At 47.3% G+C, this 21,478-nt stretch carries 19 protein-coding genes; 9 read left to right on the top strand and 10 right to left on the bottom strand.

Annotation, left to right across the window (positions count from 1 at the left end; all coding sequences use genetic code 11):
• The 7 genes from RIH33_RS19830 to RIH33_RS19800 form a co-directional block, all read right to left on the bottom strand.
• The gene (locus tag RIH33_RS19830; RefSeq protein WP_406651792.1) at positions 1 to 1,338 is read right to left on the bottom strand and encodes a PhoH family protein; all 1,338 of its coding nucleotides are present in this window, start codon (positions 1,336 to 1,338) and stop codon (positions 1 to 3) included.
• Between the two features lie 95 nt (positions 1,339 to 1,433).
• Positions 1,434 to 2,078 carry a helix-turn-helix domain-containing protein gene (locus tag RIH33_RS19825; protein WP_406651791.1) on the bottom strand — a complete coding sequence of 215 codons (645 nt, stop codon included), beginning with the start codon at positions 2,076 to 2,078 and terminating at the stop codon, positions 1,434 to 1,436.
• Between the two features lie 9 nt (positions 2,079 to 2,087).
• Entirely contained in the window at positions 2,088 to 3,605 is a 1,518-nt protein-coding gene (locus RIH33_RS19820; RefSeq protein WP_406651790.1) for a magnesium chelatase, read from the bottom strand.
• 10 nt (positions 3,606 to 3,615) lie between these two features.
• Entirely contained in the window at positions 3,616 to 4,713 is a 1,098-nt protein-coding gene (locus RIH33_RS19815; RefSeq protein WP_406651789.1) for a vWA domain-containing protein, read from the bottom strand.
• A gap of 303 nt (positions 4,714 to 5,016) precedes the next feature.
• Entirely contained in the window at positions 5,017 to 5,571 is a 555-nt protein-coding gene (locus RIH33_RS19810; RefSeq protein WP_406651788.1) for a sterol desaturase family protein, read from the bottom strand.
• 117 nt (positions 5,572 to 5,688) lie between these two features.
• Positions 5,689 to 6,837, bottom strand: coding sequence for an N-acetyl-alpha-D-glucosaminyl L-malate synthase BshA (gene bshA / locus RIH33_RS19805; protein WP_406651787.1), 1,149 nt, complete (start codon positions 6,835 to 6,837; stop codon positions 5,689 to 5,691).
• A gap of 39 nt (positions 6,838 to 6,876) precedes the next feature.
• Positions 6,877 to 9,258 carry a serine hydrolase domain-containing protein gene (locus tag RIH33_RS19800; protein WP_406651786.1) on the bottom strand — a complete coding sequence of 794 codons (2,382 nt, stop codon included), beginning with the start codon at positions 9,256 to 9,258 and terminating at the stop codon, positions 6,877 to 6,879.
• A gap of 151 nt (positions 9,259 to 9,409) precedes the next feature.
• Here RIH33_RS19800 and RIH33_RS19795 point away from each other — a divergent pair, with 151 nt between their 5' ends.
• The 7 genes from RIH33_RS19795 (at position 9,410) to RIH33_RS19765 (ending at position 16,002) form a co-directional block, all read left to right on the top strand.
• Entirely contained in the window at positions 9,410 to 9,754 is a 345-nt protein-coding gene (locus tag RIH33_RS19795; protein WP_406651785.1) for a hypothetical protein, read from the top strand.
• Complete coding sequence (mutL, locus tag RIH33_RS19790; protein ID WP_406651784.1) at positions 9,755 to 11,587, top strand: DNA mismatch repair endonuclease MutL; 1,833 nt, start codon at positions 9,755 to 9,757, stop codon at positions 11,585 to 11,587. It abuts the gene before it with no gap.
• On the top strand, positions 11,584 to 12,378 hold the full coding sequence (locus tag RIH33_RS19785) for a rhomboid family intramembrane serine protease (RefSeq protein WP_406651783.1): 795 nt from the start codon (positions 11,584 to 11,586) through the stop codon (positions 12,376 to 12,378). Before mutL ends, RIH33_RS19785 begins: the two co-directional genes overlap by 4 nt.
• Positions 12,379 to 12,381: 3 nt before the next feature.
• Positions 12,382 to 13,290: a rhomboid family intramembrane serine protease gene (locus tag RIH33_RS19780; protein ID WP_406651782.1), complete on the top strand. Its 909-nt coding sequence runs from the start codon at positions 12,382 to 12,384 to the stop codon at positions 13,288 to 13,290.
• A 4-nt stretch (positions 13,291 to 13,294) separates the two neighbouring features.
• Positions 13,295 to 13,786: a hypothetical protein gene (locus tag RIH33_RS19775; protein ID WP_406651781.1), complete on the top strand. Its 492-nt coding sequence runs from the start codon at positions 13,295 to 13,297 to the stop codon at positions 13,784 to 13,786.
• A 61-nt stretch (positions 13,787 to 13,847) separates the two neighbouring features.
• The gene (locus tag RIH33_RS19770) at positions 13,848 to 15,224 is read left to right on the top strand and encodes an NAD-dependent epimerase/dehydratase family protein (protein WP_406651780.1); all 1,377 of its coding nucleotides are present in this window, start codon (positions 13,848 to 13,850) and stop codon (positions 15,222 to 15,224) included.
• 73 nt (positions 15,225 to 15,297) lie between these two features.
• Positions 15,298 to 16,002, top strand: coding sequence for a DUF4190 domain-containing protein (locus tag RIH33_RS19765; protein WP_406651779.1), 705 nt, complete (start codon positions 15,298 to 15,300; stop codon positions 16,000 to 16,002).
• A gap of 3 nt (positions 16,003 to 16,005) precedes the next feature.
• Here the strand turns inward: RIH33_RS19765 and rlmN are convergent, their stop codons facing one another.
• On the bottom strand, positions 16,006 to 17,052 hold the full coding sequence (gene rlmN, locus RIH33_RS19760; protein WP_406651778.1) for a 23S rRNA (adenine(2503)-C(2))-methyltransferase RlmN: 1,047 nt from the start codon (positions 17,050 to 17,052) through the stop codon (positions 16,006 to 16,008).
• Between the two features lie 82 nt (positions 17,053 to 17,134).
• On the opposite strand from rlmN, the gene RIH33_RS19755 reads away from it, so the two are divergent.
• Positions 17,135 to 17,704 (top strand): hypothetical protein, encoded by a 570-nt coding sequence (locus RIH33_RS19755; protein ID WP_406651777.1) that lies wholly within the window; start codon positions 17,135 to 17,137, stop codon positions 17,702 to 17,704.
• Positions 17,701 to 18,078: a hypothetical protein gene (locus tag RIH33_RS19750; protein ID WP_406651776.1), complete on the top strand. Its 378-nt coding sequence runs from the start codon at positions 17,701 to 17,703 to the stop codon at positions 18,076 to 18,078. Before RIH33_RS19755 ends, RIH33_RS19750 begins: the two co-directional genes overlap by 4 nt.
• Here RIH33_RS19750 and RIH33_RS19745 read toward each other — a convergent pair.
• Positions 18,056 to 20,302 carry a hypothetical protein gene (locus RIH33_RS19745; protein WP_406651775.1) on the bottom strand — a complete coding sequence of 749 codons (2,247 nt, stop codon included), beginning with the start codon at positions 20,300 to 20,302 and terminating at the stop codon, positions 18,056 to 18,058. The two genes, RIH33_RS19750 and RIH33_RS19745, sit on opposite strands and share 23 nt — an antisense overlap.
• Positions 20,303 to 20,304: 2 nt before the next feature.
• Positions 20,305 to 21,477: a DUF4249 domain-containing protein gene (locus tag RIH33_RS19740; protein WP_406651774.1), complete on the bottom strand. Its 1,173-nt coding sequence runs from the start codon at positions 21,475 to 21,477 to the stop codon at positions 20,305 to 20,307.
• Position 21,478 lies beyond the last annotated feature (1 nt).

Below are 21,478 nucleotides of genomic sequence, written 5' to 3'. Positions count from 1 at the left end.
CTATAGGAGTTCGTTGGCGAGGTTGGCCAGTTCAGACCGTTCACCTTTTTCCAGTGTGATGTGCGCATACATCGGGTGCCCCTGTATGCGATCAATCAGGTACGAAAGTCCGTTGCTTTGGGAGTCCAGATAAGGTGTATCTATCTGATAAATATCTCCGGTGAAAATGATTTTCGTGTTTTCGCCAGCTCTGGTGATGATGGTTTTGATCTCATGCGGAGTGAGGTTCTGAGCCTCGTCCACAATAAAGAAAATATTGGACAAACTTCTACCTCTGATGTATGCCAGGGGAGTGATCATGAGTTTCTCCTGATTGACCATTTCGGTGATATTTCGAAATTCCTTATCACTTTCCTTAAACTGGTTTTGTATAAACTTCAGGTTGTCCCAAAGGGGCTCCATGTAAGGGTTGAGTTTAGACTTGATGTCGCCTGGCAGGTATCCAATGTCTTTATTGCTCAGGGGCACTATGGGTCGCGCGAGGTAGATCTGTTTAAAATTTCGCCGTTGCTCCAGGGCTGAGGCCAGTGCCAGGAGGGTTTTTCCGGTGCCGGCCACTCCGTTGATGCTCACCAGTTTGATGTCCGGATTGAGCATGGCATGTATCGCAAAGGTTTGTTCAGCATTGCGTGGTTTCACTCCGTAAATGGGCATTTTATCCACCTTATCGATGGTCTTTTCCGTGGCATTGTAGTGAGAAAGCACAGAGTTTTTCTCGCTTTTCAGAATGTAGTAGCTGTTGGCAATTCCCTTTTTTCTGCCAAGTACTTCTTTTCGGTCTATAGACCCCATTCTGAAAATATGATCAATGCTATCCGAAGACACGTCCACCTCATATTTGCCCGTATGCAGGGTGCTCACATTTTTTATTTTGCCGGTTTCATAGTCCTCTGCGGGCAGGTCCAGTGATTTGGCCTTGAGCCTTAGGTTGATGTCCTTGCTGATCAGAATCACCTGTCGCTTCTTTTCCGTCTGCCTTAAGGTCAGGGCAGCATTGAGGATGCTGTGATCATTTTTTCGCTCGCCGAATACCTTGTGGGCATCCACCTCACTGTTCATTTCCATGAGGACTTTAAACTGCCCCTTGGACTTGCCATTGAGTGGATTCCAGTTTTGAAGCATTTTGCCTTCAGCGAGCTTATCCAGCAGTCTGGTAAACTCCCGGGCTTCAAAATTCTTGGTGTCATTCCCCTTCTTGAAGGTATCCAATTCTTCTAAAACGGTGATCGGTATACCCACATCGTGCTCCGCAAAATTGAGGATGGAATCGTGGGCATAGAGGATCACAGAAGTATCCAGAACGAATATTTTCTTGTCTTTGGTGGTGGTTTTAGCCATAGTAAAAAATTGCTTGCAGTGAAAAAGGGGGCTACTTGTAATATTAAAAATTTGGAGATAATAACATCAAGAAACGGCCAAAAATCTGCAAAAAATTATTCCACTGCCATATACCAGTCTTCCTGCTCACGAGGAATGATTTTGAGTACATTGGCGATCACCATTTGCACCATGGTGTGGGAGGCAGATTGATAGTCCAGGCCAGTTATTTCTCTGAACTGGTTGACGGTTACTTTGTCATTTTCATTGAGGTAGTTGAAGAGTAGTTTTTCGTTCAGTCCATAGATGAAATGGGTGTCTTGTGGCTGATTGTTGAATTTCAGAATTTTCCTGATCTCCGGGCTGGCCTGTATGGATCGGTCACCTACCCGCACGAAGGCCTTTCCGTAGCGATGTTGCTTTTTTTCAAAAGCATAATAGGGTTTCTTTTTACCCGGCAAAATGTGGTAGTGCAGTAGTCCACGCTTCTCTGAGAGCTGGAAGGTGTGTACTTCAAAAGAAATGGAAGGACGGCAGAGTTCTCTGATGGCTTTCTGGAGGAGAAAATCTTCCTCCTCGGCATATTTACAACCCACAATGGATCGGTCATCGTCCACACCCACAAACAAATGTCCACCTCTGGTATTGGCGAAAGCTACTACCTCGCGTATGACCTTTTCGGGGTGAGAAATCTTTCGCTTGAACTCTACCAGATCACTTTCACCCCCATAGATGAGCCGTTTGACCTCATGCAGTTCCATAGCCGAAATCTAATAATCTTCCTCTTCATCTTCTCCTTCGGGCATGGAAAACATACTACTCAGGAGGTCTTTAAACTGCATGCCACGCTCCAGTTTGTGTTTGCTCAACATACTGTACTCAGCCAGGCCATGCAGAGCAAATTCCATGAGAAAGAGCTTGAACTCTTTGGATTGTTTGCCATGCTGATCACTCACAAGTTGCTCCAGTCCGGGGATCTGCATAAGCTCTTGTTCATAGTCCCCGGCGGAGTAGTCGTGCAGCACGTCCACCATATTGCCATCACCAAACCAGTCGGTGATTTTCTGATACGGATTTTTCCCTTCTTTCTGTTTTCTGTTGCTTTCCGGGTCAGGGAAGTAATGGATGAATTGCTTACGGATTGCTTTGCCCACAAGGTTTTGTGCCACAATGCCCGGGCCCTCCTGTTCGCCTTCATAGACCAGCTCCACCTTTCCGGTAATGGCCGGGATTACCCCGATCAGGTCAGATACCCTTACGAATGTTTTCTTCTCATTATTGACAAGAAGTCTTCGCTCTGCCGCACTGATCAGATTTTCGTAAGCCGAGATGGTCAGCCTGGCTGAAACACCACTTTTAGCATCTACATATTCGCTTTCTCGGGCCTCAAAAGCTACCTGCTCAATCAGGTCTTTCATGAGATCGAAAACACCGATCTGATCCGACTGACTTTTTTCAATATTGGCCTCCTGCTGGGTGATTTTCTTTCCAACCTCGATGGATTTGGGGTAGTGGGTTATAATCTGACTGTCTATACGGTCTTTCAATGGGGTAACAATACTGCCCCTGTTAGTGTAGTCTTCAGGGTTGGCTGTGAAAACAAACTGTACATCCAGCGGAAGCCTTAGTTTGAATCCACGGATCTGAATATCGCCTTCCTGCAGGATATTGAAAAGTGCCACCTGTATCCTGGCCTGAAGGTCGGGCAACTCGTTGATTACAAAAATGCTTCGATGTGAGCGGGGGATCAGTCCGTAATGAATCACCCGTTCATCTGAATAAGGTAATTTGAGACTCGCTGCCTTGATGGGATCTACATCACCAATTAAGTCGGCGATGGTTACGTCCGGTGTGGCCAGCTTTTCGGTATATCTGTCACTCCTGTGCATCCATCGGATGGGCGTGTCATCCCCGTGCTCAGCCACCGTGTCTTTGGCAAACTTAGAAATTGGCCGCAATGGATCGTCATTGAGGTCAGATCCTGCGACACAGGGGATGTACTCGTCGAGGAGTAGCGTCATCATCCGTGCGATGCGGGTTTTGGCTTGTCCTCTGAGTCCGAGAAAATTGATGTTATGTTTGGCCAGGATGGCGCGCTCTATGTCGGGGATCACCGTGTCTTCATACCCCCAGATCCCTTCAAACACGTTGTGTTTTTTCTGAAAGTTGGCAATCAGGTTCTTTCTGAGTTCCTCCTTAATGGAGAGCGGTTCGTAGCCCGTATTTTTCAGTGCTCCCAATGTTTTTATGTTCAGGAGTTTATCTACTGGTATCTCTGTGTAATTCATCAACGGTTTATTAAAGGTTCTTCCTGCGGTTCTTTTTGTAGTCTTCAAAAATCAGATGACCTAATCCCTGAAGGCTGCTGTAATAGGCATTGCCACTGTTTACTTCTGTGAACTCGCGGACAAACTGCTGCAGATAGGGGTCAGAAGCAATCATAAAAGTGGTAATGGGAATATTGATCCTGCGGCACTGCGCCGCCAGGTTTAGGGTTTTATTCAGAATTTTTGGATCCAGCCCGAAGCTGTTTTTGTAGTATTTGATCCCCTCCTTCAGGCAGGTAGGCTTGCCATCGGTAATCATAAAGATTTGTTTGTTCTTATTTTTTCTCCTTCTGAGCAGATCCATCGCCAGTTCCAGTCCGGCCACGGTATTGGTGTGGTAGGGGCCTACATTCAGGTAGGGAAGGTCTTTGATTTCTATCTGCCAGGCATCATTGCCAAACACGATGATGTCCAGTGTGTCTTTGGGGTACTTTTTGGTGATCATTTCGGCCAGCGCCATAGCCACTTTCTTGGCAGGCGTGATGCGGTCCTCGCCATATAGGATCATGGAATGACTGATGTCTATCATCAGCACCGTGGAGGTTTGGGTTTTGAATTCGCGCTCCCGCACTTCCAGGTCACCCTCTGTGAGCATGAAGTCACCAAATCCATGGTTGATCTGTGCGTTTTTGAGACTCTCGGTTAGTTCGATCTGTTCCGGACTGTCACCAAACTGAAATTCTCTGAAGTCTGAGCTGATCTCATCGCCACGTCCAGAATGTCCGGTGTGGTGGTCGCCTTTGCCTGATTTTCTGAGCTTCCCAAAAATTTCTTCTAATGCACTTTTTCTGATAGATTGCTCACTCTTGGCCGTGAGCTTGAATTCACCCTTCTGAGTGTCTTCCGTAATGTACCCCTTGGATTTGAGGTCATCAATAAAGTCCCCGATTCCATATTCCGCATTACTGATATTGTATTGCCTGTCCAGGTTGGTAAGCCAGCTCAGGGCCTCAGCCACATCTCCGGCAGTGATCACCATGAGTTGAAGAAAGACATTGAGCAGGTTGTCAAAAGTGCTTTGCTCAGGGTTTTTCTCTGGGATGTATTCGGTAAATCGTTGGCCAATCATACGGATGTGGTTTTGGTCTTAGTAAACTAAAAAAAACCAAGAATGATTTCCACTTTTTTAAGAATACCTCAGATTTTTCTAAGGATGGTCTAAATGATTAGCGGAAATGGAAAAATCCTCTTAAATTTAAGATATACACCCGTTCGATATGCCAGGAAGAAAACCCATATTCGCCAGCCTTTTTGTAGATATTATGACAGTGCTGCGTGACGGTCTCTACAAAATCTTTCTTGAACCCGCTTCGCCGGGCAAGCGCAGGGCGAAGCGAATGAAGGACAATAAAACCAAAAATTCTTAAAAGGCTTATTTTTTAGGCATCGTGCGAAAGACCACATCCCAAAGGGGAGAGGATACCCCGAAGGCATTGTGTTGGTCTTTGTAATGATGAATGCCATGATGTACCCAAAGCACCTTAAAAAAGTTTTTTGGGGGTTTGAAGGCATGCACCATATAATGCACCCATAGGTATGCGGCATAGCCCATCAGAAATCCCGGGAGAAAACCGTAAACCAGATTGCCCATGATTAACCAGTATAGCCCAAAGAAAATAGCACTGATCACAATGCTCAATGGTGGTGGCATTGCCAGTCTGTCTTTGTCTTTTGGATAGTCGTGATGAACGCCATGCACGGTGTAGGCAAATTTCTCCTGCTTATCCGTTTTGGGCTGCAGGTGAAACAGAAACCTGTGCATGATGTATTCAATCAAAGTGAAAGCGAGTAGCCCCGCCACGAACAATAATGGGGTATTCACCGCATTAATGTAGCCCTGGTTGATCCCGTAGATGATCAAAAAAGTAGAAATAGTGCTAAACAAAATCAATGGAATAGCTATATGCGTTCTGGTAAGTCTTTCCAAAACTGGATTTTTGAATAGCGCTTTAGTTCCCTTTGTATGAGGTTTGTTCTTAAGTTCCATACCTATATCAGCCGATTTGCTGCAAAGTTAATTCTAAAATGATAAATGAAAAGTATTTCACAAGAGTGTTGAAACACTGTTTTTAGTGTTTTCCATGGTCTGTATATAAAACCGCTCATATAGCGGTAAAATATTAGTTACGTCAAAATCCTTGGCTCGGTTGAGTGCTCCTTCCTTAAATTTCAGGAGGTTGGCATCGTCCAGGATGTGGATGGCATACTCGGCCATGGTTTTAGTATCTCCTACTTCGCAGACAAAACCGGAGGTGCCATGCAGGTTGAGCTCGGGAAGCCCACCCGCGTTAGTGGAAATCACCGGTACCTGACAAGCCATAGCTTCAAGGGCGGCAAGTCCGAAACTTTCCTTTTCGGAAGTCATCAGGAAGAGATCCGATACGGAAAGTACCTCTTCCACGGCCTCCAGCTTACCCAGAAAGCGCACATCGTCTATGTTGCACATGCTGCGACAGAGTTCTTCCATGGTGTGGCGCTCAGGGCCATCTCCCACCATCAGCAGCTTGGAAGGGATCACCTTGCGTACCCTGTTGAAGACATCAATCACGTCCTGTACCCTTTTTACCTTTCGGAAATTGGAAGTATGTACGATGAGTTTTTCATCGAGCGGGCAAATGGCCTTTTTGAAATGATCCTTTTTTTGCTTTTTGAAACGCTCCAGATCTATGAAGTTGGGGATGACTGCTATGTCACGTGTGATGTCAAAGTGCTCAAGAGTATCTTTTCGAAGATCTTCAGAAACCGCCGTAACACCATCCGATTGGTTAATAGAAAAAGTAACCACAGGTTCATAAGTGGCATCTTTGCCCACCAGCGTAATGTCGGTCCCGTGCAGTGTGGTGATCACCGGAATCACTATACCCTTAGTTTTCAGAATCTGTTTGGCCATGTAGGCGGCAGAGGCATGTGGAATGGCATAGTGAACATGCAGGATATCAATTTTTTCATGTTCCACCACATCCACCATTTTACTGGCCAATGCCAGCTCATACGGAGGGTAGTCAAACAAAGGATAGGATTTCACGGAGACCTCATGATAGTAGAGGTTTTCGCTAAAGAAATCGAGCCGAGTGGGCTGGGAATAAGTGATAAAATGAATTTCGTGCCCTTCTTTGGCCAGGGCCTTTCCCAGTTCCGTAGCCACTACACCACTCCCACCGTAGGTAGGATAACAAACAATTCCTATTTTCATAACTATGCAAAGGTAAACGTGGGGTTTAACCTTTTGTTCTTATTTTATCCATTTAGCCATCAATGCCTCATACACGACATCCTGGATCTTTGTACGGATGTTCTTCTGGATAAGTTTGTAGTTATTAGAGTTAGGGTGTATTCGGTTGGACAGAAATACAAAAATGAGGTTGTACTGCGGATCTGCCCAGATCATGGTGCCAGTAAATCCAGTATGCCCGAAGCTCTCGTTTGTAGTGAAAGCAGATACATGGCCCACCCTGTCATCCTTTTTGTCCCAGCCCAGTGCCCGGCGGTTGTTAGGAAAAAAGCACTGGTTGAAATATTGGATGGTGGAGGCCTGCAAAAACTGATGGTCACCATAAGTGCCTCCCTGCAGGAGTGTTTGTAAAATCACCACCAGGTCATGAGAAGTAGCAAAAAGACCCGCATGGCCTGCCACACCTCCAAAAACTGCCGCATTGCGGTCGTGAACCTCTCCCCAAACGAGTTCCTCCCGGAAATAATAATCGTGCTCGGTCGGAGCTATTTCAAACCGCTGAAAGCCATGGTCCAATGGATTGAAGGTGAGTCTGCGAAGGCCCATGGGTTGATAGAAGGTCTCAGCCAGGTACTGGTCAAGTGGCTGACCGGCAATCTGCTCGACAACCTGGTGCAGTATCATGAATCCAATATCACTGTAGCTATAGAACGGGATGCTGTCGTACCGGATCAGTGGCGATTGTATGATCCAGTTTTTCAAAGTGTCCTGAAGGATAGTATTGGGGCGGGTGTAATAACTTCTGCGATCCTCTTTCAGCGCGGCTTCATCCTCATAGTAGAAAGTTTCCAGCATGTCTGCGGTGAGTACTTTTTGCCAAAAAGGGACATAAGGTTTCAGGCCTGCATTGTGAGCAAGTAGTGCCCGGGCGGTGATGTGGCCTTTGTTGGAATTTTGATACGCTGGCAGGTAAGTATCTATTCGCGCATCCAAATCCAACAGCCCACCTTCATAGAGTTTCATGACGCCCAGCAGTGTGCCGGTCACTTTGGTCACAGAAGCCAGGTCATAGAGGGTGGTTTTTTCTGCAGGGATCAGGCTGTCATAAGTCAGGAAGCCATAGGCCTGATCGAGGACAATGGCGCCATCTACGGCGATGGCTAACTGCCCGCCCGGGGTGCTCCCACTGCTGATGGCATCTGCCATGATCTGCTCTATTTTAAAGAGCGCAGACCTGTCCAATCCGGTCATTTCGGCCGGGGCGTAACCCAGTATTTTTTTACCATTAACCTGGTCATTGTTGAAGGTAGAAAGCTTTTCAACACCATAGGGAAGCCTGCCCGTAATGTCAGCGGCCCCGAAAAGCTGTTGGGGAATAACGTAACTGTAGATGTCGCTGGGGTTGGTATAAACGAGCGCAGCGTCCAGCACCTCTGCATGATTTTGCAGATTTTTGAGGTCGCCTACAAAGATGACTTCACGGTCCCCATTCAGGATACCGGGAGGGATAAAGGAGTTGTTATCCAAAATAATGGGTGAATGGCTGGTAAGAATTTCCGCATAAGCGGTCTTCACGTAAGCATATTTTCTGAGCATATTGGCCATAGGGCCGTAGGGCTGATTGGTCAGAAAGGAGATGGTGTCGTTTTGGATGGGGAATGTTCCGGACACTCGTTGCAGGGGGATGATGGAAGCCTTGCTGATGGCCACAGCCAGTTGGTTGGGCAGCTGATCCGTGGGCGACCCGGAAGTACTCAAAAGCCTGGCGAGGATGTTCTGGCGAACTTTGTCTTCCAAGAACACCGCTGCGGCGATTTTGTCCGAGTACTTTTCAAGTCGGCTGCTGGCGGTTTGAGTTTCCGTTTCGGGGATCACCCAAAAATCACTTTTTTCAAACACACGAATGAGCTCTTTCTTCTTTTTGGCAGCGGTGAATGAAAGGCTGTTCTTATCCCGGAAAAAGTCCGGATCATGTGCTTTCATTTTACGCAGGGTCAGTTCCACGGCGGTTCCGGGATGATTTACCTCGGGCAGGATCAGCATGTCGATGCCCCGGCTTTTACTGGCCGCTTCCAGGTGATAAAGGTAGGTACTCAGCAGGTCGGCACGGGAGAGCGCTGCCAGGGTGTATAGTCCGGGAAGATTAATCAGCTCCTCTGTGAAGGGGTTGAGTCGTTCGTCTAGCTGCACTACAATCAGCTGGTCTCTTTTTTCAAATGAAGTTTTCAGGGGTTCAGAAAAGTAGATACCACCGAAATCACCTGAAACGGAGGGAAGCTTGTCCTGAGAGGAGCTCACCAGCACAAGCTGATTGAGGCGTTGTATGGTACTCATGTGCTGATACAGACTGTCAGCTTTCTCGGCCACAAAACCTGAGGCACAGAGTGCTCCGCAAAAGAGCATGGAACTTAGAGGTACCAATATGCTTTTAATAAAATGCATTGTGTCAAATTAAATTAACTTTGTGCAAAGACCTGTGTCACTGATCGAAAATATCACGTAGACGGTCGAATAAGCAATGAATATCCTTGGCGGGATACCAAAACAAGGAGATCAAGCGCTTGTTTATTTGGTAGAACATAAGATAATCAACATGAGATTCCCATCTTTTATAAAAGTGCCCAAGACCCGTCGTTTCGAAATAGAACCTCGCTACTACGACCCTGTCAAAGAGCAGATCAAAGAACGTACCGAATATATCCGGCGGGAGATGGAAGGTGGCCATTCAGAAAATTATAGCCCTGGTAAGATTAGTTTTCAGCGGAAAACCGATGCAGTCCCCAATACCTCTCTTTTGCAGATGTTGATCGCTGCTATACTGGGCTGCCTGGTCATGGGCTGGCTGTACTTTGGCAATGATGCTTTGTATGTACTGTGGCTTGCGGTACCGGTTTACTTATACTTCAGATTCAGAAAACCATCACGAGGCGCTCAGTAGATGGAGGATATTGTTTACTTACTACCTGATAGTATTGCCAATCAGATCGCTGCAGGAGAGGTGGTGCAGCGCCCCGCCTCTGTGGTGAAAGAACTTCTGGAAAATAGTATTGATGCGGGCGCCAGTCAGATCAAGCTCGTGGTGAAGGATGCCGGTCGTACGCTGATTCAGGTGATTGATGATGGAAAGGGCATGAGTGTCACCGATGCCCGCATGAGCTTCGAGCGGCATGCAACCTCCAAAATAAGAACTGCCGAGGACCTCTTCAAAATCCGCACCATGGGTTTTCGTGGCGAGGCGCTGGCCTCTATAGCTGCTGTAGCCCAAGTGGAGATGCGTACCAAAAGACGGGAGGACGAGCTGGGCACCATTTTGCAGGTAGAGTCTTCTGAGATCAAAAAACAAGAGCCGCTGGCGACCAAGGATGGCACCTCCATCAGTGTGAAAAACCTGTTTTACAATGTGCCCGCCCGAAGGAATTTTTTGAAATCCAACCCGGTAGAACTCAGACACATTTCGGACGAGTTTCACCGGGTGGCCCTTGCCAACCCGGAGGTGGCCATGTCTATGACCAACAATGATCTGGAGATGTACCAACTGGAGTCTGGCAAATTAAGCAAGCGGATTGTCCAGCTTTTTGGAAAAAATTATCAGCAGCAGCTAATCCCCTGTGATGAGGAAACCCCACACGTAAAGGTCACTGGCTATGTAGGCAAGCCGGAGTTTGCCAAGAAAACCCGTGGCGAACAGTTTTTCTTTGTGAATGGGCGATACATCAGAAATAATTACCTCAATCATGCCGTGTCTACGGCGTTTCAGGGCCTGTTGAAAGAGGATTATTTTCCTTTTTATGTGCTTTTCGTGGAGATGGATCCGCTTCATGTAGACATCAATGTGCATCCTACCAAAACCGAAGTGAAGTTTGACGATGACCGGATGCTCTACGGAGTGATTAACTCCGCAGTGCGGCAGTCTTTGGGCTCATTCAATGTGACCCCTTCGCTGGATTTTTCTACCGATGTAAATTTTGAACAGTTTACGTCCTCAACGATCCGCCCCGGAGGAGGGTCAAGTATCAAAGACAATCAGTACGCGCAGTTTAAAAACATAGATTCGGAAAGGGATAAAGCCAAAAACTGGGAGTCACTTTATGATTTTGCCAAAAGGGAGGACATTGTTTCCCCCGAACAAATGGAACGGGAAATGCCGGAGGAGACCATGACCTTTGCCAGCAGCATGCACGAGCAGCCCGACCAGGGTGAGTTGATTCCCAGCAAGACATACCGCCTGCACGGGAAGTACCTTATCCGGCAAGTGAAATCAGGGATGACCATCATAGATGAACGGGCGGCATTTGAGCGGATTCTTTTTGAGCGCTATCAGACTAAGCTCACCCGAGATGCCAGCGGTTCGCAGAGCAGTTTGTTTCCACAGCAGATTTCTTTAAACCCATCTGATTATTCCCTCGTTATGGAGATAAAGCCGGAAATTCAGAAGCTCGGTTTTGAGTTTGAGGAGATGGGTCAGCATATGATCGTTATTCAGGGCGTACCAGCAGAACTTTCCAATTGTAATGAGAAGGAGATTTTTGAGGAGCTGCTCGAACAATTTAAATTCAATAAAAAGGAACTGGGGATTAACCAAAAGGAAAACTTGTGTCGGTCGTTGGCCAAAAGGACCGCGGCGATCAAGTGTAAAAGTCTGGGAGATCAGGAGGCAGAGCAGCTGATTGATCAGCTCTTTGCATGCAAGCAGCCAAACTATACGCCTGATGGCAATCCGACTTATAAATTGATTAGTTTAGACAAAATTAAAAGCTGGTTTAGCTCATGATGAGAATCACACCGATGGTGAAAAACATCCTGATCATCAATGTCGGGATTTTTTTAATTCAAGCCATTCTTTCCCTCCCCTTATCACAAATATTTGGCCTTCGGGTGGTTTTTGCTGAGGATTTTGTGCCGTATCAGTTTGTCACTTACATGTGGATACACGGTGGTTTTGGTCACATTCTGGGCAACATGTTCGCGGTTTTTATTTTCGGACCTATGCTGGAGCAGGTCTGGGGATCGAAGCGCTTTCTGACATTCTATCTGATTTGTGGTATTGGTGCCGGGGTGCTTTACGGAGCTGCGGATTATGTGGAGAATATCGGCTTGAAAAATGACACTGAGGCTTATCTGGATAATCCTAACCCTGAGGCCTTCAGCATGTTCATCGTGGAGCACAAATCTTATCACTATAACCTGCCAAGGCTGGCGGAGTTCTCCGATGATTACTATCAAAACGCAGATAATGTAGCCTACCAGCAGCAGGCCGTAGAGATTGTCAAAGATATTTTCTCATCCATCACCAATGTGCCCATGGTGGGAGCATCCGGTGCGGTATTTGGAATTTTGATGGCCTTTGGCATGTTGTTTCCCAATACACAGCTTTTTCTGCTGTTTCCACCGATTCCCATCAAGGCTAAATATCTGGTTCTTTTTTATGGACTCTATGAACTTTATTCCGAATTTAGTCGGACATCAGGTGACAATGTGGCCCACCTGGCCCACCTTGGAGGGATGTTGATTGCATATATACTGCTTAAGATTTGGCAACAAGACAATGGGAGGTTTTACTAAATGATGAACAACAGCATAATAGACGATTTTAAGAACGCCTGGAACAAACCCAACAATGCTCCGGCACAGTTGATCATTATCAACATCATTGTGTTTTTATTTTTGGGTGTATTAATGGTGGTCACCAGACTGTCAAATGCGGACGGTTTGTTCAGTGTCATTTACAATCAGTTTTCCATTCCTCCCTCCTTCGGGGAGTTTCTTACCCGACCATGGACGCTGATCACATATGCTTTCGCCCATAGTCTTACAGGTATTTTGCACATCCTATTCAATATGCTGGTTTTCTATTGGTTCAGCAAGTTGATCCTTGAGTTTTTGGGAAACAAGAAGGTCATTGCCATCTATGTTCTGGGGGCACTGGCCGGTGGGGTCGCTTATTTGCTGGTATATAACCTCATTCCCTTTTATCAGGATCAGGTGGCATCCATTAGCGGCATGGTAGGCGCCTCTGCGGCAGTATATGCCACGGTGGTGGCAGCGGCGGTATTCATGCCCAATTACACTTTTTTCATGCTCTTTTTGGGGCCGGTGAAAATCAAGTACATAGCCGCATTTTATGTGATCGTTTCGTTTTTGGGGAGTACCGGTGGCAATGCGGGAGGCAACATCGCTCACCTGGGAGGTGCGCTGATCGGTTGGTTGTACATCTCTCAATTACGGTCCGGGACAGATATTGGAGCCTGGATCATCGGTTTTATGGAGTGGGTGAAAAGCTTCTTTGTAGCGTCACCCAAAATCAAAGTGACCCATCGTGGCGAACCTGCTAAATCTAAACCCAGAAAGTCCGCTGCTGGAAGTAAAAGTGAGCAGGAAGAAATAGATGCCATTCTGGACAAAATCTCGCAATCTGGCTATGATAGCCTGAGCAAGGAGGAAAAACAAAAACTCTTCAACGCCAGTAAAAAGTAAACCCGTGAAACTTCTCATCTTTTGCGCCTCTATGCTACTGATTTCGGTAGCTTCTTACGGTCAGATCACTCAGGAAGAGCTGATGAAAATGCTTAATGGAGAAACCGACGAGGGTTATATTGGTACGGTCACGCTCGGTATCCTGCAAGGAGGAGGGTCGCTCATAGGTGGTGACCTGGAGTTTCTGATAGAGAATAAGCTGGGCCTTCAGGTGGGAGCAGGTCTTATAGGGTATGGTGCGGCTATCAACTACCACCCAAAAGGAGGTATCCGATCATCTTTTTTGTCACTTACCTATTGGCATCAGGGTTTTAAAGAATACTACACGCAGAGTTTGTTGGGGCCGAGTTATGTTTTTAGAGGCAAAAAGTGGTTTACTGCTCAGATAGGACTAGGCTTTCAGCTGGAAGAAGGCCCCGGAGCCAAGCAAATAAGCACTGATTTACCCCCGACACAACTTCTGTACTCCCTTGGTGCATATTTTCCCTTGCGCTGATTTATTGCCAGGTTTTGGGGCGAGAAATTAAACTCTTCGCCTTGTTTAAGGTTTGACATGGATGAAGCCTACAATCGCCATTGCCGGAGCCACTGGATTTATAGGTCGCTGGTTCATAGCGGCCTACTCACATAAGTACCACATCATAGCCCTGAGCAGAAGCGAAATGGAGCCCTCAGCTAAAGAGGAGGTCATCTGGAAAAAGGTTGATCTTTATTCTGTACGGAGTACTACGGAGGCTATTCGGGGCGCAGATTACGCACTTTACCTGGTCCACTCGATGCAGCCGTCCACAAGGCTCAACCAAAGCCATTTTGAAGATACCGATCTCCTGCTTGCAGACAACTTTTCCAGGGCCGCAGAAATTGTGGGTTTGAAGCAAATCGTTTTCATGGGGGGCATTCTGCCCAAAGATGAGAGCAAACTGTCTACCCACCTGAGGAGCAGATATGAGGTGGAGGTCACCCTTGGTGGCCGCAGTGCAGCGCTTACCGCACTGAGGGCGGGCATTATAGTGGGGCCAGGTGGATCCTCGTTTGAGATCATTGAAAAACTGGTGTCCCGCCTTCCTGTAATGCTCTGCCCCGAGTGGACCCGGTCGGAGACCCAACCAGTGGCTTTGGAGGATGTGCTTGTGATTATCGATTACTGCTTTGGAAATACAAAGGCCTATGGTGAGGCTATCGAGATAGGCACACCGGAGAAGAACACCTATATGGGAATGCTGCAGACTACGGCCAAAATGCTAGGGAAGCACCGAATCATCAGATCTGTACCGGTGTTTTCACTTGGGCTTTCCAAACTTTGGGTGGCAGTGTTTTCCGATAGTAGCACCACGTTCGTTTCTCCGCTGATAGAGAGTCTCCGGCATCAAATGACTGTGGAAGAGCATCCCCTGATCAGAGCGTTGGGGTTAAAGTATAAGGCATTTGAGGAGGCTGTAGAATTCACCTTGGAAAATGCGGACGAAGTACCATCATTGCCCAAAAGCCGACCGGGGGGACAAGCAAAAAATACCGTGCGGAGCGTGCAGCGCCTGACCAACCCCGGGGGTTTGAGTGCCGAATGGGTAGCCAGGGCTTATTTGACATGGCTACCAGATGCCTTTCGGTATCTGATCAGGGTCAATGAGGAAGAGGGTTTAGTGAGCTTTCTGCTTTTCGGAATGGTAGTTCTCAAGTTGCAATATGCAACGGAGCGAAGCGATGAACATCGGCAGGTCTATTACATCGTGGGCGGGCTGTTGGCAGGCAAGGGAAGCTATGGCTGGTTGGAGTTCAGGTCCGTGCTGGAGGGGCGTTATATCATAGGGGCCATTCACGAGTTTGTCCCTCGACTGCCATGGTACCTATATGTGAATTCACAGGCACTATTGCACCTCTGGGTGATGAAAAGGTTTGGAAAGTTTCTGAGCCGCCAGGATCCAAAGAGTTCCTGATAAATTGTGTTTTTAAGGGTGCTTGATTGTCAGCGGAATATGATTACATTTATTAGAAGTAATCACGCACTTTATGTTCCGATTTTATTCGCTTTTGCTGTTGGCATTTACACTGAGCCAGTGCGCCCCTTCCAGGTATGCTTGTATCGACCTGAATCAGAAACAAAAAAAAGACTTTCGACACAGCAGGATCAAATCACATTTTGTGGCACCTGGTAACCAGCATGTCGTTGGATCATCAGATAGCCTTATATTAAGAGAAGAGTACCCCTTTTTAGTCTCATTGGAAACTGATCCTGTGTTGCCTTCAGGTCAGGCTCCCGGGTTGGTACCAGACATGAGAGGCCTTGAAATGATTGCTGAAAGCAAGCACAGTGAGAAAAGGCTATCAGGGATTGAATCCCGACGGATCGAGCGACTGAAGGATCGACTGGTCGAGGTGTTACCTCCAGAGCTGATGGAAAAAATGGAGCTGGTTCAGGATACCTCCATTACCCGTTTCGATGATGTTTACAATGAAGCCAAATCATTGGCCATTATCTCATTTTCCAGTTCTATAGCCTCCATTCTGGCCATTGCTTTGCCGGTACTGATTTTTCCCCTGATCGCCGTGGGCTTAGTTACCGGGCTGATTTCGCTCAAGCGTTATAAGAAGGCATTTAATAAAGATTATAAAGGATTAGCCATTGCCGGGGTGATTATCAGTTCAGCCTGGTTGGCCTTGCTGCTGGCAGTGATCATTATGGTCATACTGCTGTTTTCATCTGGATGGTCCTAATCACTAGGCCGCTTTATTCTTGTTGGCCAGCTGACCACAGGCAGCATCTATATCTTTGCCACGACTTCTTCGGATGTTCACAGTCACTTTGTTCTTCTTCAGGTAGTTGGCAAACTTCTCCAGCCTGTCTTCTTCCGTATTTTTGAAATTGGCCTCCGAGATCGGGTTGTATTCTATGATGTTGATCTTAGACGGAATCTGACGGGCAAACTTCAGCAGGTTTTCTGCATCCTCCAGTGTGTCATTGAAGTTGTAAAACAGGATGTACTCAAACGTAATCTTGTTTTGAGTTTTTTGGTAGAAATACATCAGTGCCTCACGCAATGCCTCCAGGGTATTACTCTCATTGATCGGCATGATCTGGTTCCTTTTCTTGTCATCAGCGGCGTGTAGGGAAAGAGCCAGGTTGAATCGTACTTCATCATCGGCCAGTTTTTTGATCATTTTGGCAATGCCGGCAGTAGAGACCGTGATCCGCTTGGGTGACATGTTCAGTCCATCCTCAGCGGTGATTCGGTTGATCCCTTCCAATACATTGGCATAGTTCAGCAAAGGCTCACCCATGCCCATAAAGACAATATTGGAGAGGGGAAGGTTGAAGTCTTTTTTGGCCTGCGCATCGATGGCCACCACTTGGTCATAGATTTCGCCCGGGTCCAGGTTTCTTTTTCGATCCATATAGCCGGTAGCACAAAACTTGCAGCTCAGTGAGCAGCCCACCTGTGAAGAGACACAGGCCGTCATGCGGTCGTCTGCAGGAATCAGTACCCCTTCTATCAGCTCATTATCATAGAGCTTGAAGGCCGATTTGATGGTGCCGTCGTTCGATTTCTGAGAAGTCGCAATGCTTATAGGGCGAAGTACAAACTCACTTTCCAGCTTTTCGCGAAGCCCTTTGGAGAGATTCGTCATTTCCTCAAAAGACCGGGCAGACTTCTGCCAGAGCCACTCCCAGACCTGCACGGCTCGGAATGCTTTTTCGTCAACAGATACAAAGTAGTCTTTGATCTGCTGCAGATTCATCTTTCTGATATCCTTCTTCTCCTCCATCACGCAAAGTTACGATAAGAAATTAGCTTTGGCACAGATTGTGTTTGTTGTTAAATTCACTAACATTTAACCCTACCATACTGTGCGCCTGATCATTAACACATTCATTGGCTTTTGGTTTCTGACTGCTGCTGCCCAGGAGGTGGTGGTGGAAGACAGGTATGACGAGGTGTTTGGTTTGAAACCGGCGTTATACCTGGGATTACGGAGCGACCTCAATATGGAGGATGCCGCGCTGGGAATGGAGGCCGGACTGATGAACAAGGCTAGAAATATCAACCTCTTCACCAATTTTGATGCCCGTCCATTCCGGAAGAAGACTCTGGAATACAGGGGAAATAATGTGTTTTACCAATATCCGGAAGAGCGTTATTATTTGGGATTGGGCGCGGAATACCTTCAGCGTTTCGAATCTGCCCGACTGGGTGCTTTTGCTCAGCTGAATGGCGTGTACACCTGGGGGGTGTACGGAGGTACCGAAAGAAAACCTCCAAATGGTTGGGTGGCCATTCCCCGGTTTGGACTTTTCAAAAAAGTGGGTGACTCTGCATTTCTGAAGCTGGGATATTCCTACTTTGATACCAGGACCAACAAGCTGGAAAAACACAGATTTTTTCTTTCATTTGGAGGACTTATAACCAGAAACGGATGAGAAAGCCGCTATTTGTCCTTGTGTTTTTTTTGGTGGCATTGAGTATTCATTGCGATGAATGTGCCTGCGATCCGGGGCCTTTTTTTGGTGAGCTGAAAGTGAGGTTCACCATCAATGACGAAAACCCGGAAGTGCTACTTACCATCTTCGAAGGAAAGATTGAAAAACAAGATACCCTGTTCTCCGAGTGGGCCACAGAATCACCCGTTTATTATGATTTGGAGGCTGATAAATACTACTCTGCCACGGTGACTTATACAAAAGGGATCCGCCAGATAGTGGCTGTTGACGGCAAGAAAATGACCCTGGGATCAGACGATTGCGACTGTGACTATGCGGAAAACCTCTCCCTTAATTTGAAGCTGGCTGATTGATGGGCTGGACCATGAAGTATCTCCTGATGCTGATGGGTGAGCCGGTTTCGTCATAACCATCTATGGCCACCTCAAAAGAACCGGTAGTATCGCCCGTGTAAAATTCAACTTCTTTAACCCCATTTTCACCTACGGTCAGAGAAGGGTTCCAGTATAATTGCTGTCTGTAGTCTGGAATTCTGGCAAGCCCCTGATGAGCATCTTCGTAAGTAGGAAAGCTGAATCGCTGAACCGGGTCGAGCCCTTTGTACTGAACATTGAAACTATTGGGCCCCGGCTTGTAGCCATGAAGATTTTTTTCGAAGGTGTGGAAAGACACGATACCATCTGCTACGAGAGGCCCTACAAATACCCGATTGTTTATCACCCCGATGCGCTCAATTTTATAAGGGCTGAAGTTTAGGATTTCATCTGCTGTAGTAGGCACTCCGTCTATAAGCAGAAGCGGATCCAGGGTGCCGGTGGTAACGTATTTGGTCAGCACCTTGATCTTGGATCGGTTTTTATTCTTTCTGGCCATCACTTCGGGGATGAATTCTATAAAATGCTCGTAGAGCTCCGGAAACCTGTTGTAGTCATCCAGGACATAGCTTATGTCATAGTCAAACTGAGGATTCCAGTAAGTCTGGGGCACAATGCTGTCTTTTTTCAGCTCATAGTAGGCATTTTCAATCTGGTTTCTCACACTACGCTCCACGAGCGTGGCAACCATCGCGGAATCCAAATATGGCAGCGAATAGTCGAAAGGGGGGTAAGGGGTTAAAAACTGATTTTCCACCTGAAAAGAAGCTGCGTCTGTGGTGCCGAGTACACTGAGGTACGCATCACGGGCTCCTTCGGCCGGGTTGATTAAGATCTGAAAATGGCCGTTTGCATTTACCTGAGCGGTCTGGAGCTGATAGTCTTCTCCGCTGATACTCAGTGCCACGAAAGGTGGCTTGTCTCCCGATACTTCGGCAACATTCAGCGCTCCCTCGATCAACTCACCACGGAGCTCCGGTAGCCATTTGACTGTGTCAGGCATTTCTGTCGAACCCCATTTCCATTCACTCACAATCATGCGATTGTCAAAAGCCTTCCAGTCGGGGGTTTCGCGAACGTTAAGGTTCCATAACGCATTGATTCTGCCGAGTAAGGCATGGTGGATGGCTGAGATGGGCCGATGGTGCGATTCTATCTTTCTTACAGAGACGGATACATCTGCTCCATAGTCAAACTCAAGTGGAATGGTGACAGCCGATCTGGTATGATAAGGAGCCATGGCGTCACTGCTTTGCTCACGCAAATTGCCGGGATGCCAGAGTAGTCGTGAAGCTAACGGGTTGCCCGCGACACTGGTGACAGTAACGAGGTAAGTACCGGCAGATAGTTCGTTTTTTGGAAGCAAAACCCGTGTGTTGACCTCAACACGTTGCTGGAAAACCGGATTTTGGCCATCGCTGATGGTGAGTAGTGATGCACCTTCGTGAGCAGGTGTACCAATGGGCGTGATGCCGTAGCTATGGCCAGCATCTCTTACCTGGATGGTCGTCCCGCTGGGTGCTGCTCCGGGCAGGTCTATGAAATGAAAATTACCTGCCCGATCCTCCAATATGGCCTGGTACGACTCATCTTTTTTCACGGGAAGGGTAAATCGTGAGAGCCTGGTTTTACCCGGTGTAAGGTCCGCTACCTTTTCGCCGGAGGCACTGACCACCCGGCCGGTGATCCCCTCGGGATTGCCACGGTCAATTTTCATCACTATGTCATTCTCATGCCCGGCCACTAAGGTGCCACCTTCCGGGTAAAAGGTGACTGCCGGTTCTTCGATTTGCGCTGGCTGTGCATATTCCTCGAAAGGGTTGATTACCACAATGGGCACCTGGAAATAATCCTGAAAATTTTTCATCCACCGGGTATAGGCCAGCAACTGATATCGCCCGGAAGACACCAGCGATGAGAGGAAAAAAGTACCATTACCCCGCCCGTTATTTAAGTGGATCTTTTTTTGGAAAACCGATTTACCACCGGCACCAATCAGCTCTACATAAAGTATGCTGCTAAGTGGAGAAGGCAGCCCGGTATCGGCACTGCGGGCAAAGGCAGAGAAATACAGTGTTTCTCCGGTAAGGAGAAAAGAGCTGTTGGTTTGTAGGTAAACCTCTTCCCGCACGTCGAGGTGTTGACCTGTGGCGGAGTGGATGATGAGCGTGATGGCTGCTATGGAAAGTATTTTTTTTATCATTACTAGTTTACCCAATAGTCAGGAGGGATCACCTCGGCGTAAAATGAACAATCTGTACAGCCCCTGGAGTAAATATCTACTGAAGGGGGAAATGTGTAAAGGGCGTATATATTACCATCGTATAGCTGAAGGTAATAATAGGCGCTATCTGGCACGGTAGATATGCGCTCCGTATAAAGGCAGCTATAGGGGAAATGGCCGGCCCTTAGCCGCTCATCCAGGTCGCGGTTGTAGAAAAATCTCCTTTTGCTGGAAACACCAGAGACCTCAAAATATCCCAGTACGGATTGCTCGGTATTGTCAGCGGCATGGATATTTCCGAAGATAGATCCTGTTTGCTTGTCAAAAAGAGAACCACCCGATTCGTTGTTTTCTCTTAGCCTTTTGTAAAAGAGGTAAGCCGATTCTGAAATGGCGTATTGTTTGACCAATAGTGCGTAGCGGGTGCGCAAATGGGGGAGTTTTTCACTGACAAAGCGTACGGGAAATTCTGCCATCCGATTTTCGCGGGAGCCTACGGAGGTGCCATAGATCAGCGAGTTGGAGTAATACTCCTGATAGCAAATTCCTTTTGGGGTATCCAGTGGTACGATGGCTGTGTCGGTATCCGATACCACCACTTCATAATGGGCCGGGTAGGGCACCTGTATTTTATAGGCCTCTTCCCATTCGTAGCGATAATGTCGGGTATTGCCCGAATCATCATGTGAGTCTATGAAAAACTGAATGCCACCTACGTTTTGTTCATCAGCCTCATCAGGCAGTTGGGCATATTTTCCGTAGATACTGTCTATCTCGGGTGAAGCCCGGAGCAACTGCTCATCGGAAGTATAAAGAGATCCATCGGGCATTTCCACAAACAGGCTATAGCTATTGCCTACCACCCCGCGAAAAGCGGGTGGTGAGGTGTAAACTCCAGACTCATCCGCACTGAAGTCTGTTCTCAGTCCGGCCCCATCCGTTACCCACACCTGGGCGTCATTCACCGTTTCTGTGGTGGTCCCATCCAATGGGAAAGTATAGGTGATGCTGACTTCATAGGGACCGGGCTCGTTCGTGACGGCACCGTCTATCACCAGCACCTTTTCATACGAGAGTGGGTCAAAGTCATAGGGTTTTACGCATGCCACCACAGAGCCAAGGATCAACAGCAGTATGAGAGATTGTTTTTTCATT

Origin of the sequence: Marinoscillum sp., from assembly GCF_040222955.1 — a bacterium.
Classification (GTDB): Bacteria; Bacteroidota; Bacteroidia; order Cytophagales; family Cyclobacteriaceae; genus Marinoscillum.
Note: the sequence above shows the minus strand (reverse complement) of the source record. Positions and strands in the feature narration are given on the sequence as shown.